Raw genomic sequence first — 16,546 nt, 5'->3', positions numbered from 1 at the left:
AGACTAAAGGGAGAGATTCATGAAGACAAGAATAATTGGAATCATTGTGGTCCTGTTGCTCCTGATTCAATCGTTGTTTGGCGTAGCCAACTGGCCGGCCAATGCATCGACTGGTAAGCAAGAAAATGTAACGAAGTCAGTAAGTGTAACGGAGTCTGTATATGCAGAGACGGAGGATGTTTCTGACCCAACCGTGTCAGTTCCCATTACAGACAATATTTTAACCAAAGTAGTGTTAACTGATGTCAACGGCACGGTGATTGATGCGGTCTATAATCCGGACAGTAGCCTGGAGATTGGTGCAGCTGTTAACCTTAGCTTTGAATGGGAGCTTCCAAACGGACACGGTTATAAGAATGGGGACACCTTTACTTTTGAGCTGCCGCCGCAGTTTGAGATCTTTACGGATATTGACGCTCCACTCGTTGCCGGTCAAGGCGAAGTTGGCAGATTTACCGTCGATCGGAACGGAAAAGTGGTTATGACCTTCAATGATTATGTGGAGAACAACTCCAATGTAAGCGGCAGACTGGAAATTCGCACTGAATTTTCAAAGGAAGTCCTTACAGGAAGCACAGAAGTCATTATTGCCATTCCGTTAAAAAGCGGGGTACAGACCATTATCGTGAATCTGAAGCCTCAGGGTGGCAAGCTGCTTGATAAGCAAGGGATAGCGGTTAGCAAGGATCAGATCGATTGGACGATTCAGGTCAACAAGTCACTGGATAAAATCAAGCATGCCGTTATCACGGATACATTGCCTGAAGGCCTGGAGTTTATTGCGGACTCTGTAGAGGTCTATTATTTGCAGGTTAATGGCGACGGATCGACAGTCCTTGGCGACAAGCTCGATACCGGCAAGTATACGGTTAATACAGACGATGCTGCCAGGTTAGAGCTGGCATTTCAGGATGAAACGATCAACAGAGCTTATGAAATCCGCTTCTCGACGAAGGTTACCGGTGAGAAGCTGAGCTTCGAGAACACGGCTGTACTGTCTGGGGAAGGAATAGGAGATGTCCAGTCGGTCGCTACGGTAACTGTGGATCGTGGTGAATTTCTGAGTAAATCGTATGATTTGGATACAGATACCGGGATGATAACCTGGAAGGTGAAATACAACTTCAGCGAGCAGAAAATTCCCAGAGACCAGGCGGTAATTACGGATCAGCTCAGTGATATCCATACATGGGTTGCTGATTCACTGAAGGTATATAAGGGGAATTCGACCGAGGCCAAGGATTTAGTCTCATCGGAGGAATACACGGCTGCAGCGACAGGTACGAATGGGTTCAAGCTGCAATTTGAGCAGGATATTGATTCGCCATATACCATCGTATACCAGACGAAGCCGATCGACCGGATGATTGCTGATGGGCAACAGGTGAAGAACAGGGTTGAATCGGGGGATTCATTTGTTGAAGTAACAACCCCGATCTTGAAGAGCGGTGGTCTGGTGAAAGGAGTCTGGACCGTCGATTTTGCCCAAAAAACGGCGGAATGGGTCATCGTAGTCAATGGCGATAAAAAGCCAGATGGCAGCAAACACAGTTTAGAGAATGTAATCATTACAGATACGTTCCCACAGGGCGGTCTTGAGTTTATTCCGGATTCTGTGATCATTGAGGCGGATGGAGAGACCGTTCCTACGTCTAACTATACGGTCGAGTATGATGATGTACGCAGTGGCTTTGTGATCAAGTTTTCCACGACTGTTGATACTACGTATAGGATCTGGTATAAGACGAAGTTCAACATCGACTGGCTGAAGGAACGAAATCTGGATTTCATGAACCGAGCCTCCATGACGTGGATCGAGGAGGGTAAGCAGCAAGAGCTGAAGGATCGGGATGCGAGCTTCGGCGCCGACGACTACATGAAGAATAACGGCGGCAAAGATGGGAGCTATGATCCTGTCAGCAAAGAGATTACCTGGAACATCAAAATGAATTACAATCTCAACTCATTTGCTGAAGCGATCGTTACCGATGTACTGAAGCATGAGCAGAAGCTTGTGTCGAATTCGGTTAAGGTGTTCGAGATGACTCTGACCGGGGAACGAAATGGGGTTGCGAAGGGCGCTGAAGTACCAGCTTCTCAATATGAGTTGACGGAACCATCCGAAGCGAACGGAAATCAATTGTCTATTCATTTTACTAGTCCTATCTCATCTCCATATTGGATCGAGTTCAGAACATCGCTACAGGGCTCACTGATTGTCAAGGATATTGATAATACAGCTGAATTATGGAACGGCAGTGATAAGGCGGCCACCTGGATCGGTAGTGTGACGGTTCCGCACGGCGGCGAATACGTGAAGAAGATCGGCGTGCAGAATGGACATAAAATCGACTGGTCGATTCGTATCAATGAAGGTCAGTCGCATATTTCAGGCGCCACGATCATCGATTATCCAAGCCCTAATCAAATCTTGATTGAGGATTCATTCCATCTCTATGCAGCCAAGGTTCATCCCGACGGCGAGATAGAAAAGGCCGATGAACTGACCAAAGGCAAGGACTATACATTAACCATCACCAGGCTGGATGGGGATCAAGAGATGTTTGAATTAAAGTTCACGGACGATATCTCTACGGCTTATATTTTGGAGTATCAATCTTTCATTACTGCTGAAGATAAGGAAACAGTACAGAATAAAGTGGCCCTTGAAGGAGATCAACTGAAGACTGAGCTGAGGGAAACGACGGAAGAGGTTATTGTTCGTACTTCCTCTGGTTCAGGTTCGGGAGGCGGCGTAACGGGAAGCCTCGAAGTAACGAAGGTTGATCAGGCTGATAAGACGAAGCCACTGGCAGGAGCGAAGTTTGCGCTTTATGATAAAGCAGGTAAACGGACGCCAGTTGTAAAGACAACGGACGCAGACGGCAAAATCCTGTTTACGAAGCTGCTGTATGATGAATATATTCTGGAGGAGCTAGCCGCTCCAGAAGGATATAAGATCGAGCAGGCCACGTGGAGCGTAACGATTGACTCCAGTATTACGAGCGAGGACAATATGAAAAAGGTACTCGTGACGAACAGCAAGGAAGAGCCTGTTAAGCCAGTAGAGCCTTCTACACCAACCTATCCAGAAAATCCGGGCAATCCGAGCTATCCGAGCTATCCATCGAATCCCGATCATTCGGTTGATCCCACGGATCATAGTCCGGAGCAACCGGTAACCCCGTCCAATCCTGGAACATCACCTGGCGAGATAGAAGTGCCGGATGAGGATATTCCGAGGGGTGAGCCGGACCCGCAGACATCGAATCCAGAGCAACCGGCCATAGAAACGCCGGAACCACCGAGTAAGACCTCACAGACGAAGTCATCGAAGGCTTCTGTACCCACGCTTCCCAAAACAGGAGAAGCCAGTCCTTATCCGTTCTATTTAGCGGGGCTTGGGCTGATCATTCTCGGTCTATGGTTAGGCCGTAAACGGATAAGTATGAAGCCATAATCCGTTGGCACTTGTGCTCCCTTGTCCTGGAAGCAGGACGGGGGAGTTTTTTTCATGCCTTTCGCGTTGTTTACGCATCCATCTCCAATCCCCAATTCAGCTTCAAAACTTGCATAAGATGCTCTGCTTGCTCGACTCCGATAGCGGCGATAATCTTGGCCTCCAGCGTTGCTTTAATCGCTTTGTTTCGTTCGTAGCATTCCTCGCCGAGCTCGGTTAGCTGGATGCATTTGTCTTTGTTATTATGCTGCGCTTTGCTGATTTCTACTAGGCCTTTGGATTCCATATTTTTAATCAATTTATGGGTGGCTTGGCGGGAGATGTCTACATGCTTGGCAACATAAGATATGGTGACCTGCTTCTTATAGATTCTTGCCATAATGAACCACTCCGAATTGGAAATGTGAATATCGGAGCTTGTATTCCACAATTGATTGATTAAGCTGCGGAGATGGACATGACGTTCACTGATCAGGTCTATCAAATTTAGATTTTGCAATTCCATACTCATTGTAATCATTCCTTTCGGCATATCCTCATTCAATATACAAAAAGCGCCTTACCATTGTCAACTAGGTTGACAATGGTGTATAATAGAGTTATATGTCAACTAGGTTGACGAAGGCAAGGGAGGTAACAGCATGTTTGAAGTGGGTCATTTGGTTATATATTCAGCACATGGCATTTGCAGAATTGATAGTATAAGTGAAAAGGAAATTGCCGGCACAGTGAAACTTTATTACGATTTGCATCCATTGAGCGATGATAATTTAAAGATTAGCACTCCGGTAGACAACCACAACTTGCTCATGATAAACCTGATTGGCAGAGAGGAAGCAATGGAAATTATCCAATCTTTTAAATCTCCGGGCCTCCAATGGATCGAGAAGAACAATGATCGCAAGCAAACCTATTCCAAAATCATTAGTTCTGGCAACCGGGAGGAAATCGCTCAAATTATAAATACGTTAATTCGTCAAAAGCGAAAGGCCGAAAGTAACAACAAAAAGCTGAGCAATCAAGACCAGACGATGCTAACTTCGACGCAGAACATTTTGTTCAAAGAGATCTCAATCGCTCTGGGAACGACCTTTGAGGCCGTACTGGACGAAGTAAATGGAATGATTATGCAGAACGCTTAACATTTGAATGAACGCAACATAAGGGGCTGTCTCAAAAGTAGATCTTCCGACTTTGAGACGCCTCTTTTGCGTGCCCCAAAATGTGAACATCCCCCTGTTCTGGTCGGATCACTCGGACACGGACATAAATGTCCGTTAGCGTTGATTCTGTGGCACCCCGCCCTTGTAACGGACATTTATGTCCATTACAAGGGAAATTGTCGCGAAAAATAGCATTTTGTGCTTCTAAGGGTCAAAAGTGTCCGTTAGAGGAGCGTAGTTGTTGTTTTTATGCTCTAACGGACATTTTTGACCGCTAGATCAGGGGAGAGTCCTGACCGACCGTATTTGTCTCTTGCGCCATAGATGGTACAAGGATCGAAGCCGACGCGAATAAATACGGAGTTTGAGATCGTGGCTTTGCCCACAAAAAAGCGAACTGTCTCATAACTGTTGGAACACGAAAGGGAACTAAGGCCGGATTTCTGTTAAAATCAACTCAACTAGTTTAAAGGAACAAGCCTACTGACTATTGAATATATCTGGAACCGCAGTATTGAATTTCGGGCGTATTTGGGGTGCGCCTGTTGCAGGAGGAGAGACGCATGAAGACGATCACTGTTCAAACCCTTAAGGAAGTGTTCAAATTAGAGGTGCTTGCGGGAGCAAGCCGGATGGATCGTGAGATTACCCGTCCGCGGACGCATAGACCGGGGCTGGAGTTTGTGGGGTATTTTGATTTCTTTCCGATGAAGCGGGTGCAAATACTGGGCCGCAAGGAAATTAACTATTTGCTGACACGTACGGTTGAGGAGCGCAAGCTGCATATCGGGAATGTCGTTAAATATCATCCACCATGCTTTATTGTGACATCCGGGCAGCAGGAGATCCCTTTTCTGACCTTATTCTGTGATCAGGAGGGCATTCCGCTGCTGCGGACGCCAGAGACGACACCGGAGTTTATTGCCAGACTGGACAGCTATCTGGTCAAGGCCATGGCGCCGGAGGTATCCATCCATGGGGTATGTGTGAACGTCTCCGGCATCGGCATCCTACTCAGGGGTAGATCCGGGATCGGCAAGAGCGAGACGGCTCATACGCTGATCCGAAGGGGACATCGTTTCGTAGCCGATGATATCGTTGTGCTTAAGAAGCTAAGCCCGTCAACGTTGCTTGGAACTCATAATGAGACGACACGCGAATTTCTCGCTCTGCGCAGTGTCGGCCTGATTAATGTCGTACGCCAATATGGGCGCAGGGCCTTTCAGGATGAGACGCGGATTGTGCTCGATATCGAGCTATCCCCGTGGCAAGGAGATTGCCTGAATAATGAGCTGGAGGTCGAGCCGCAATTCACGGAATATCTAGGTGTGAAAATCCCGCATATCGAGATTCAGCTTCAACCCGGGCGCGACGTAGCTGGTTTGATCGAGGCAGCGGCCAATAATTGGTACCTGAAGCAGCTTGGCTATAGCGCCGCAGAAGAGTTCATGCAGCGGATCGAAGATGAGATGCAGGAGTCATGAAGTATACGAATATAGTACATGGCCGGTTTGAGCGGAAAGTGAATCGCTTCATCGCCGAGGTGTTCATCCAGGATATCAAAGAACAGGTGCATATCAAAAATACCGGACGCTTGACCGAATTGCTTCAACCCGGCGTCGAGGTGCTTCTAGAGTCCAGTGATAACCCTAGCCGGAAGACCCGATTCTCACTAATTGCCGTAGATAAGTACGGAAGCTGGGTCAACATCGATTCCCAGGCTCCCAATAGGATGGCGTTTGAGGCGCTTCAGGCAGGAAAGTTGGCGGAGTTTGGCGTGGTAAACCATGTACAAAGGGAAGTCACCTATGGGGATTCGCGATTTGATCTCTATTTTGAGAAGGGGGAGGAAAAAGGATTTATTGAGGTCAAAGGGGTTACCCTTGAGCAGGATGGGGTAGCGATGTTTCCTGATGCACCAACCTCCAGAGGGTCTAAGCATGTACTGGAGCTTATCAAGGCCGTCCAGGAAGGGTACACGGCTGCAATATTGTTTATCGTGCAAATGAAAGGCTGTCACGCTTTTACACCTTATCGGGAGATGGACCCCACCTTTGCAGATGCCTTACGGCAAGCGTCGCTCCAGGGTGTACAAATTCTCGCCTATGACGCCGTAGTTGAAGAAGAGACCTGCCTGCTTGATGCGCCGCTTCCAGTTCACATCGAAGGTATATAGAGCTCGCGAAAATAAACCTCTCATAAGCAGAAAATTATGGTACGATAGTAAGAAAAATTTTCAATTGTATCAATTATGGAGGTGTTACATGATGAGCCAGCAGATGCAGCAACAAGGGTATTTCGGGGAGTTCGGAGGCAGCTTCGTACCGCCGGAACTGCAAGAGGTCATGAACTATTTAAGTGAACAGTTCTACAAATTCAAAGACGATCCGGAGTTCAATGAAGAATTGCGTTACTATCTCCGCGAGTATGTGGGTCGTGAGAGTCCGTTAACGTATGCGGAGCGATTATCCGACATTTGGGGCGGCGCCAAGATTTATCTGAAGCGGGAGGATCTGAATCATACAGGAGCGCATAAAATCAACAACGCGATCGGTCAGATTCTGTTAGCCAAAAGGATGGGCGCAAAACGGATTATCGCCGAGACCGGAGCAGGGCAGCACGGTGTAGCGACAGCGACAGCCTGCGCGATGTTCGATATGGAATGTGTCATCTATATGGGCGCCGAGGATACCCGCCGTCAGGCGCTGAACGTGTTCCGGATGGAACTGCTTGGAGCGACCGTCGTTCCGGTAAGTAAGGGGCAGGGCCGTTTGAAGGATGCGGTCGATGAAGCGCTGAATGATCTGGTGAAGAACTATCAGAACACATTCTATCTGCTTGGCTCCGCTGTAGGACCTCATCCATTCCCAACGATGGTCAAGCACTTCCAATCCATCATTAGCGACGAATCGAGACGCCAGATCCTGGAGAAGGAAGGTCGTCTGCCTGATGGGGTGATAGCCTGCGTTGGAGGCGGCAGCAATGCGATCGGCGCGTTCGCACATTATATTGATGAGCCTACTGTCCGCCTGATCGGCGTCGAGCCTGACCAAGCGCCGACCCTAACGCAAGGTGTGCCAAGCGTCATTCACGGCTTCAAGTGTCTGGTGCTGCTCGATGAGCAGGGCGAGCCACGGAAGACCTATTCGATTGCGGCAGGGCTGGACTATCCGGGTATTGGACCGGAGCATAGCCACCTGAAAGTCTCAGGCCGAGCTGAGTATGTGACCATAACCAATGAGGAAGTGCTTGAAGCGTTCCAGGAATTGTCCCGTACGGAGGGGATTATCCCTGCCTTGGAGAGTGCTCATGCGGTGGCTTACGCCAAGAAGCTTGCTCCTACGATGCGCAAGGATCAGATTCTTATCGTGAATCTGTCTGGCCGTGGCGATAAGGATGTCGAACAAGTCTTCCAGATGCTTAAGAAGTAATAAATAGTGTGTAAAAAGTAAGATGACGGTAAGGATTTAACCCCTGCGCCGTCATTTTTTGCATACTGAAAGAATATTTTGATACAGCCTATCATTTAAATTTGTAGCTTCATGTCTATTAAATGGAAATTAAATATCATATAATAAAAATAAATCTTTAATTTTAATTATAGGGATCCCTATAATTAAATCATTATGTATCCAGAAGAGGTGTGCGGCCAAGTTCACCCCGGCATGTTGTGGAAGTCTGCATAAGAGCGCTTACATCTTTTCGTCAAATATTAGAATGTAAGGACGGACGGCAAAATGACTAACAGACAAACCGAAACAGACGTTATCTTAATCGGTGCCGGAATTATGAGTGCAACCCTAGGGGCACTGTTGAAGGAATTAGCACCGGACTGGGAGATGACGGTGTTCGAAAGGCGCGGCAGCGCAGGTGAGGAAAGCTCCAATGAGTGGAATAATGCGGGAACCGGGCATTCTTCATTATGTGAGCTTAACTACACCGTCGAGAAACCGGATGGCTCCATCGATATTAGCAAAGCGATTAAAGTCAATGAAGAGTATCAGGTTTCCAAGCAATTCTGGACTTATCTTGTAGACAGTAAGCTGATTCGTAATCCGCGGGATTTTATCGTACAGGTGCCTCATATGAGCTTTGTTCAAGGGGCCAAGGATGTTACCTTTTTGAAGAAGAGGTTCGAAGCGTTATCCAGCAACCCGCTATTCCAAGGGATGGAGTATTCCGATGATCCAGCGAAGCTGAAGGAATGGATTCCACTGATGATGAAGGATCGGACGGTAAGTGGGCCGATCGCCGCAACGAGGATTAACTCGGGAACGGATGTTAACTTTGGAGCCTTAACGCGCATTTTGTTCAAGCATTTGCAGAGCAAAGGCGTTGATCTGCACTTCAACCACCAGGTGGATGATGTGAAGCGGACGAGTGATGGCAGATGGGAATTGAAAGTTCGTAATGCCGAGAGCGGTGCTGTTACGCGTCATACGGCTAAATTTGTCTTCATCGGCGGCGGTGGCGGAAGCCTTCACCTGCTACAGAAGTCGGGCATTCCCGAAGGCAAGGGGATCGGCGGCTTCCCGGTAAGCGGATTGTTCATGGTCTGCAAGAATCCGGATGTAGTCGCGCAGCATTATGCCAAGGTATACGGTCAGGCTCCAGTGGGGGCTCCGCCGATGTCAGTTCCTCATCTGGATTCCAGATTAATCGAGGGCAAGGAATCGCTGTTATTTGGCCCGTTTGCCGGTTTTACACCGAAATTCCTCAAATTCGGCTCCATGTTCGATCTGATTACTTCCGTCAAACCGCATAACCTCGTAACAATGCTTGCGGCAGGCGTGAAGAACGCTTCATTGACGACCTATCTGATCAAGCAGCTGATGCTATCGAAGGAGAAGCGCATCGAGGCGCTGCGGGAGTTTGTGCCGAACGCCAAGAGTGAGGACTGGGATCTGGTCGTGGCAGGCCAACGTGTGCAGATTATTAAGGATACGGCTTCTGGCAAAGGAACGTTGCAATTTGGTACGGAGGTCATCAGCGCTGCCGATGGGTCCATCGCGGCCTTGCTCGGCGCTTCACCGGGCGCTTCCACCGCGGTTCCTGTCATGCTCGAGGTGATCAATAGATGCTTCCCGCAGCATATCAAGGCGTGGGAGCCGAAGATCAAGGAGATGATCCCTTCCTATGGCATACGTCTCTTAAGCCAGCCGGAGCTGATTCAGCAGATTCATACTTCAACCTCGCGGGCGCTGGGTTTGAATGGTGAACCGCAAGCTGTTCAATAGACAATGAGATAATATAGTGAAGCGTAGGCGGCCTTTTTCCCGAATTCTAGGGATGAAGGCCGTTTTTTTGTTAGCAATGACCTTGAACCATGTTATGATATCTACGAGAAAATGCCAATGAATCTGTGGATCCAGAGAGGTGAAACGTTTTGGAGAATAACCATCCGAAGATCGACGCTATTATAGAGAAGATGCAAGAGGTGCTGGACGCGATACGCGGACAAAATCCGGAATTATACGCTAAATACCCAATGCACCTGATCACTGAAGCTGAAGAGCATGATGTACGTACTGTGACTGAGCAATGGCGCTTGCCAGATGAATACCTCTATTTCTTGCAGCACTATGTCCCTGAATCGCTGGGGTGGAGCACGGATGAATATATTAATCTTGATATTTACGGTGCTAGAGACCTCGTGCAGGGTCAATTGGGGTACAGCTATAATCCTGTGACGGATGAGGTTATCTCGGAATGGCCGGACAGCTATCTGGTCATTGCTTCAGATGAAGGAGACCCTTACTGCCTTGATCTATCCAGAGGGGATACCACCATATATACTGCCGAGCACGGGACAGGCTCTTGGGATTTTGACATTGCCTATGACAACCTGGAGGAGTTTCTTCACAGTGTCTTGCTTCCGCGCGGCTCTGGGGATGGGGAGGCCGACGAGACGGAAGAGTACAACTATTATAAAGTATTTATTACTGGCGAAGGTAGCGATAAGATCAAGACGCTGTTATTCATTAAAAAGACCTTCTCCTGTGATTATTCACAAGCGAAAGTCTATTTGAGTTCCTTGCCTTTACAGGTTTTTAAAGGAATTGAATCGCGCGCCATGAAAATAGAAGCGGATCTGAAAAGCATCGGTGCGGATTATGAGCTGCGTCAAATTGATTTTGGAGAGTTTATTTCTTCAAGGTAGAGCTCTCCAACAGAGCCCTATACTCATCACCTCTATTAGAACAGCCCGGGATGCCCATACACTTTGGCTAGCGCTTCTACGAAATAGTAATCCCCGTAGATAATAGGTACATTCACATGTTTATTTACCGGATACGATACAGTTCCTTTGGTAAGGATCGCATCCTGCTGGTCACTGAAATCGGCGTAGTTGTCATAGAGACCCTTGAGTATTGCCAGCGCACTCTCATAGTAATAGGCCTTCTCTGTCCGATCCTCGAGCAGCATACTTAGCTCCAGCAGACCACTTGCTGTGCAGGCGGCAGCTGAGGAGTCACGCACATGCTTATCTGCCTCCGCCGTTTTGAAATCCCAATAAGGAACCCGGTCTGCAGGCAGATGCGATAGGAAGTAGTTGGCGATATTCTTAGCAGCCGTAAGATATTCGGCTTTACCTGTCTCACGGGCTGCGATCGCAAAGCCATAGATGGCCCATGCCTGTCCCCTTGACCACACCGAATCCGGACCGAGGCCCTGCCCGCCCAGGTTCTCAATCTTCTCCCCTATCTCGGGATTGAAGCTTACGATATGAGGAACAGTCCAGTCATCCCGTACAAAATGCTTCAGTACCGTGTCTGCATGGGCCACCGCGATATGTCTGAACCGAGGGTCATGCTCCTCCTTCGAGGCCCAGAATAGCAATGGCAAGTTCATGAGGCAATCGATAATCGCCCAGCCCGTACTATTCGGATCGACGCGATCTGTCCAGGCTCGGATGAATTGTCCCTTCAGATTAAATCTGCCCGCCAAGTGGCTGGCCGCAATCAGGCCAGTTCGCCGGGATTCTTCATTTCCAGTCCACTGATAGTTCACAACGGCCGTCGGCAAGTACATAAATCCGACATCATGATGAATATCGTAGAAGTCGAACAACGGAACGTTGAGCTCTTGCTCGATGTTTATAGCCAATTTCTTCAAAGCCTCATCCTTGGTCTCGCGATAGGTTAGCCACAGCAGGCCTCCCCAGAACCCCGAGGTCCAGAAGGAGACGTCTTCACAGTTGTAGCTGCCATTCAGGCATACATGGGGGAAGCTTACACCGATTTTATGGCTTAATGTAATGACCTTCTTCAACGATGCCTGATAAGCATGATCTAACCAATCCGGGTGAACGTTCATATGAGGTATCTCCTCTCAATCTATGGTTGTAAGGTCTAACGATACTTGTATTGTACTGGCCCGCAGTCTGAGAGTGATATCCTTACTATTTGTGGTTGTTGCGAATTTCAACATGACATCAAGAAATCGTGATCTTAAGTCCGCTCAGCAGTCCATTTAGAGATGGTTCAGATTCTTGACATATTCCCCCGGGGATACGCCGATATACTGTTTGAAGATTCGTATGAACGTATTGGTATTATTGCAACCGACAATGGTTGCCACCTCATGCACTTTATATTTCCCTTGATTCAGAAGCTCCTTCGCTCTCTTCACCTTCAATGTATTCACATATTGCTTGAAATTAATGTCCAGCGAATTTTTTAATAGCTTGCTCACATAGCTCTCCGACAGGTTGAACTCAGTGGCAATATCGGTGAGAGATAAATCCTTATCAAAGTTCTTATGGATATAAATGAAGATTTGCGAAGCGGTAGAACTCTCCAAGCAGAACTTATCCTTGTTGCAATAATTGAAGACTAACTCAAACAGTGTGAATGTTCTCTCCGTAAATTGGGAGACAGACGCCTCCATAAATTCATTCAATATGTCCGGGTATTCCTTAACAAATTGGTTCAGCGTCGTCCCGCTAGTATTCAAGCACCGCTTGAAGGTAGTCAAGAAGGAATGCTTCAGATTCGACAGAGTCACCGAACTTAGTGTGGGCTGGTTCAAATTCTGATCTAGCAGATTTTTGAGCAGATCATATGCTTTGCCCAATTCATTGGAATTGACATAATTAATCAGACAGGCCTCGGTCTCAATCGGATAGTAACAAACGACTTCTTCAAGATCCTGAACGTACTGCGGTGTTAATACCTTGTGTGTCGCATATTGATAATTGCTCATCCGCAGAAGTTCCTGCAAGGCAGAGGTTAATTCGCCCAGCGGATATGTACTGGATATGCATGCTGTAATATCAAGGGATAATTCATCCTCTATCGTAAGTACAACCGTTTCAGCAATTGACTTCAAGCACTCTTGGGATACGTGAGTGAATATAATGCAGTATTTCGTCTTGTCTAATGGCAAAGTGAAGAAATCCCCAGATTCGCCCTGCATATTACGGATCAGTGTATTGAAGATCAAAGTTAAGTTCGGTGCAGACACCGTCTGATCCAGCGCTCCAATCCCTTCGCATTCTAACAGGATGACATTCAAATCCTCTCCAAACCTCTCCAATTGCAATACAGCGAGATTCTCTTGAATAAACTCGTCACTGGCAATCCCGTAGATCACCTTGCGGAAGAAATCCTCTCGTAAATGCACTATGGAATCATCCAGCTTATCCTGCAAGGCATGATTGATGGAGTACATCTGCTCAATGCTGGATTTAATATAATCAAGCTCGTGAATTTGCTTGGCCTGTTCCCTGGAGGGAGGCGCGGAATTTCCCTTATGCTCATCTAGAAAATGAAGTAGCTGACGAATCGGCTTATAGCTGGATCTCGTAGCCATATAAGCGAGTACGAGCCCTAACAGTAGTAAGAGTAAACTTGGAAATAGCGCGGCCTTCCATATTTGAGCAAAAATCGTGCCAAACGAAGTCACTTTACTGGAGTATACATAATTGAGATTCGGGATCACCTTGGAAGGATGGATGTAATTGATCGTCGATCCCACTCTCCGGTGATTCATATTTTCCGGACTCTCCTGGTTGTAAAAGGTATTGATCCGAGCCGAGATGTCAGTATCCAACGTCTTGTCATGAATATAGGAACTGATCGTCTCATTCGTATGTAGATAGAAATTGCCCTTCGGATTATCGGCAATGCCGGGAAGGAGAGAGACTCTATCGATCACAACAAAGAAATAAAGCGGTTCCAAATCTAAGTTCACCATCTGATGAATCATCACGATATTTCCAGATTTCCTGGACAGGGATTCCGGAACGACATAGGTATTCGAAGCAAGAAAGGGACCTTCCATCTGCTGAAGTCGCTCCAGTGCTTCGGCATCGATGCCAAGCTCATTCAAATAATTTCTGATATTATACGTTCCTGCAGCCGTGATCACGAGGTCATCGGTGAGTTTGGTAATACCAAAGGTGAAGCCTAGCTGGCCGAATCCCCGCATTTGCTCGTTCAGCTCATTGTAGAGCGTAGCAATATATTGATAATTCGTATCTGTGCTGTAACGATAATCAATCAAGCCCTGCAGCGTAGAGATTTTGTACACAAATTCCATCGCTGTACGCAGCTTGAAGTCGGCATAATTGCTGTTTTGCTCGATATAGAGCTTGTTGCTATGATTACTCTGGGCATCGGTCATCTGGTAGCTTTTATAGAAAATGATAGATGAAGTAATTAATGAATAGAGCAGAACAATTACGATAAATAAGGTTAGCATCTGATATAAAAACCTCTTCTTGACCATCATTCAAACTCCTCTTCGAATCATCCTTATGAATCGAGTCTATCTCATTCCCTATGTAAATTCCTAATGAAAAAATTAACAAATGGCAGTTGTATTCATTTCTTGACTCGCCGCAAACCCTATATAGAAAGCGCTTTATTTGTGTTTTATATCGGATCATAATCATTTTTTGTTCAGTCTCCATTTTGGCGGGATTCCCCAATTTTAGTCCTGAGACGATAAAACGGACATGATATCAAATATTCAAGATATACCTCTCGCCTGATCTCTTATAGGATTCAGGTATGGCAGAGCACGATCACAGGAGGTGAGACTTGAATATGAGAAATTCTGCTGCGCCGCTCAAATCATCAACCCCATTGAATAAAAGAATGAGGCCCAAAGGAGATGTGAGAGCGTACTTTCAGGAACTCAAGAGAGATATCGTCAGGGACCGCATACTGTACTATCTGATCATTCCATTTCTAATATGGTTCCTAGTCTTTAAGTATCTTCCGATGTGGGGCATCCAGATTGCTTTCAAGGACTTCAGCTTATTTAGAGGAATAGGAGGCAGTGAATGGGTCGGAACCGAGCATATTAGAGAATTTATTGGAAGCGAATATTTTCTAAGAGTATTTAAGAATACCGTCATCATTAGCTTGTATGGGCTTCTGATTTGCTTTCCAGCTCAGATTATTCTAGCAATTATGATCAGTGAGGTCACGCGGGAACGTTTCAAAAAAGTGGTGCAGACGCTTACGTATCTGCCGCATTTTATATCCGCAGTGGTCATCGCCGGGATCGTAACGACCTTCCTCGCACCAGACAACGGTTTGATTAACCTTATTTTAGAGAAGCTGGGTATGGAGAAGATCTACTTTTTGACCGATCCGAGCTATTTCCGGGGCATCTATACTACGATGAATCTGTGGAAGGAGACAGGATTTGCTTCCATCATCTTTATCGCAGCCATCGCCGGTATAGATACACAGCTCTATGAAGCGGCGAAGATGGACGGAGCCAACAAATTCAAACAGATTATGCATGTTACACTGCCGGGGATTCTGCCCACAATTGTAGTGATGTTCATTATGAAGATCGGCAGCCTGCTGAGCGTCGGATATGAGACGATCATTCTCCTCTATCAGCCGGCAACCTATGAGACAGCGGATGTCATTAGCACCTATGTCTATCGTTCCGGGCTCATCGATGGTAGATATGACTTCGCGACAGCTGTAGGATTGTTCAACTCCATCGTAGCTCTAGTTCTGGTCGTTTCCGCGAATAAGCTTAGTAAAAAAGTAACTGACGCAGGTTTATGGTAGGTGATATGGATGATTGAGTCCAGAGGAGAGAAGATATTCAAGATTATCAATAACTTCCTGCTGGCCCTGATAGCCGCAGCGGCGCTGTATCCTTTTTTGTATGTATTATCCGCATCTGTCAGTAAGCCTTATAACGTAATTACCGGTAAGGTGCTTCTATTCCCTAAGGGCTTTACCTTCGATGCGTACAGAGAGGTTTTGGGCAATCCAGACATCTGGATAGCTTATGGCAACACGATATTCTACACGGTGGTAGGAACGGCGGTATCGATGCTCTTTACGATCTGTGGTGCCTATGCCTTGTCCAAGAAACGCTTGAGAGGAAGAAAGTTTTTTACGATATTAGTCACGTTAACCCTTTGGTTCGATGCGGGAATGATTCCTTTCTATCTGACTTTAAGGGATTTGGGTCTCATTAATACGCGGACAGGGATTGTTATTGCTTTTGCTTGTAACGCCTTTAAGGTGATTCTGCTTCGTACGAGCTTTGAAGGATTGCCGGACGAGCTGGAGGAATCGGTGAAGGTAGATGGCGGTAATGATCTGCATGTGCTGCTCAGAGTTTACTTGCCGCTAATCAAGCCTGGACTTGCCACCGTTGGCTTATTCTACGCGATTGAGAGATGGAACGGATATTTCTGGTCGATGATCCTGCTGACGGATACAGATAAGATTCCGCTTCAGGTGTTACTGAAGAAGATGATCGTAGAAAATGATCTGCAATCGGAATTTACGGCGGCATTGGATTTTACTTCGACGATCTCGGCGGAGACGGTGACTTTCGCTACGATTATCGTTTCAGTTATACCGATCGTTCTTGTGTATCCATATATCCAGAAGTTCTTCATAAAAGGTATGTTGGTAGGCGCAGTAAAAGGATAAAT

At 46.8% G+C, this 16,546-nt stretch carries 12 protein-coding genes; 9 read left to right on the top strand and 3 right to left on the bottom strand.

Features of this window, described 5'->3' with window-relative positions; all coding sequences use genetic code 11:
- Positions 1-19 precede the first annotated feature (19 nt).
- Positions 20-3,460 carry a collagen binding domain-containing protein gene (locus BFJ94_RS18525; protein ID WP_120463987.1) on the top strand — a complete coding sequence of 1,147 codons (3,441 nt, stop codon included), beginning with the start codon at positions 20-22 and terminating at the stop codon, positions 3,458-3,460.
- Between the two features lie 70 nt (positions 3,461-3,530).
- On the opposite strand, the gene BFJ94_RS18520 is transcribed toward BFJ94_RS18525, so the two are convergent.
- Positions 3,531-3,971, bottom strand: a complete 441-nt coding sequence (locus BFJ94_RS18520) for a MarR family winged helix-turn-helix transcriptional regulator (RefSeq protein ID WP_120465304.1) — start codon at positions 3,969-3,971, stop codon at positions 3,531-3,533.
- 130 nt (positions 3,972-4,101) lie between these two features.
- Between BFJ94_RS18520 and BFJ94_RS18515 the strand changes: the two genes are divergently transcribed.
- The 6 genes from BFJ94_RS18515 (at position 4,102) to BFJ94_RS18490 (ending at position 10,783) form a co-directional block, all read left to right on the top strand.
- The gene (locus BFJ94_RS18515; RefSeq protein ID WP_120463986.1) at positions 4,102-4,602 is read left to right on the top strand and encodes a CarD family transcriptional regulator; all 501 of its coding nucleotides are present in this window, start codon (positions 4,102-4,104) and stop codon (positions 4,600-4,602) included.
- A gap of 584 nt (positions 4,603-5,186) precedes the next feature.
- Entirely contained in the window at positions 5,187-6,107 is a 921-nt protein-coding gene (gene hprK / locus BFJ94_RS18510) for an HPr(Ser) kinase/phosphatase (RefSeq protein ID WP_120463985.1), read from the top strand.
- Positions 6,104-6,799 carry a DNA/RNA nuclease SfsA gene (gene sfsA, locus BFJ94_RS18505; protein ID WP_120463984.1) on the top strand — a complete coding sequence of 232 codons (696 nt, stop codon included), beginning with the start codon at positions 6,104-6,106 and terminating at the stop codon, positions 6,797-6,799. The genes hprK and sfsA overlap by 4 nt, the downstream gene beginning before the upstream one ends.
- A 91-nt stretch (positions 6,800-6,890) precedes the next feature.
- The gene (gene trpB / locus BFJ94_RS18500) at positions 6,891-8,054 is read left to right on the top strand and encodes a tryptophan synthase subunit beta (RefSeq protein WP_120463983.1); all 1,164 of its coding nucleotides are present in this window, start codon (positions 6,891-6,893) and stop codon (positions 8,052-8,054) included.
- Between the two features lie 306 nt (positions 8,055-8,360).
- The gene (locus BFJ94_RS18495; RefSeq protein WP_120463982.1) at positions 8,361-9,860 is read left to right on the top strand and encodes a malate:quinone oxidoreductase; all 1,500 of its coding nucleotides are present in this window, start codon (positions 8,361-8,363) and stop codon (positions 9,858-9,860) included.
- A gap of 149 nt (positions 9,861-10,009) precedes the next feature.
- Positions 10,010-10,783 carry an SMI1/KNR4 family protein gene (locus BFJ94_RS18490; RefSeq protein ID WP_120463981.1) on the top strand — a complete coding sequence of 258 codons (774 nt, stop codon included), beginning with the start codon at positions 10,010-10,012 and terminating at the stop codon, positions 10,781-10,783.
- A 35-nt stretch (positions 10,784-10,818) separates the two neighbouring features.
- Here the strand turns inward: BFJ94_RS18490 and BFJ94_RS18485 are convergent, their stop codons facing one another.
- Both BFJ94_RS18485 and BFJ94_RS18480 read right to left on the bottom strand, forming a co-directional pair.
- On the bottom strand, positions 10,819-11,940 hold the full coding sequence (locus BFJ94_RS18485) for a glycoside hydrolase family 88 protein (protein WP_120463980.1): 1,122 nt from the start codon (positions 11,938-11,940) through the stop codon (positions 10,819-10,821).
- A 156-nt stretch (positions 11,941-12,096) separates the two neighbouring features.
- Positions 12,097-14,358 carry a helix-turn-helix transcriptional regulator gene (locus BFJ94_RS18480; protein ID WP_120463979.1) on the bottom strand — a complete coding sequence of 754 codons (2,262 nt, stop codon included), beginning with the start codon at positions 14,356-14,358 and terminating at the stop codon, positions 12,097-12,099.
- Positions 14,359-14,675: 317 nt separating this feature from the next.
- On the opposite strand from BFJ94_RS18480, the gene BFJ94_RS18475 reads away from it, so the two are divergent.
- Both BFJ94_RS18475 and BFJ94_RS18470 read left to right on the top strand, forming a co-directional pair.
- Positions 14,676-15,662 carry an ABC transporter permease gene (locus tag BFJ94_RS18475; RefSeq protein WP_229717092.1) on the top strand — a complete coding sequence of 329 codons (987 nt, stop codon included), beginning with the start codon at positions 14,676-14,678 and terminating at the stop codon, positions 15,660-15,662.
- A gap of 9 nt (positions 15,663-15,671) precedes the next feature.
- A complete protein-coding gene (locus BFJ94_RS18470) occupies positions 15,672-16,544 on the top strand; it encodes a carbohydrate ABC transporter permease (RefSeq protein WP_120463978.1) in 873 nt (290 codons plus the stop codon).
- The last annotated feature ends 2 nt before the right edge of the window (positions 16,545-16,546 follow it).

It is taken from the genome of Paenibacillus aceti, from assembly GCF_003614185.1.
Taxonomy (GTDB): Bacteria; Bacillota; Bacilli; order Paenibacillales; family Paenibacillaceae; genus Fontibacillus; species Fontibacillus aceti.
The sequence above is the reverse complement of the archived record's forward strand: the minus strand, read 5'-3'. Positions and strand labels throughout refer to the sequence as shown.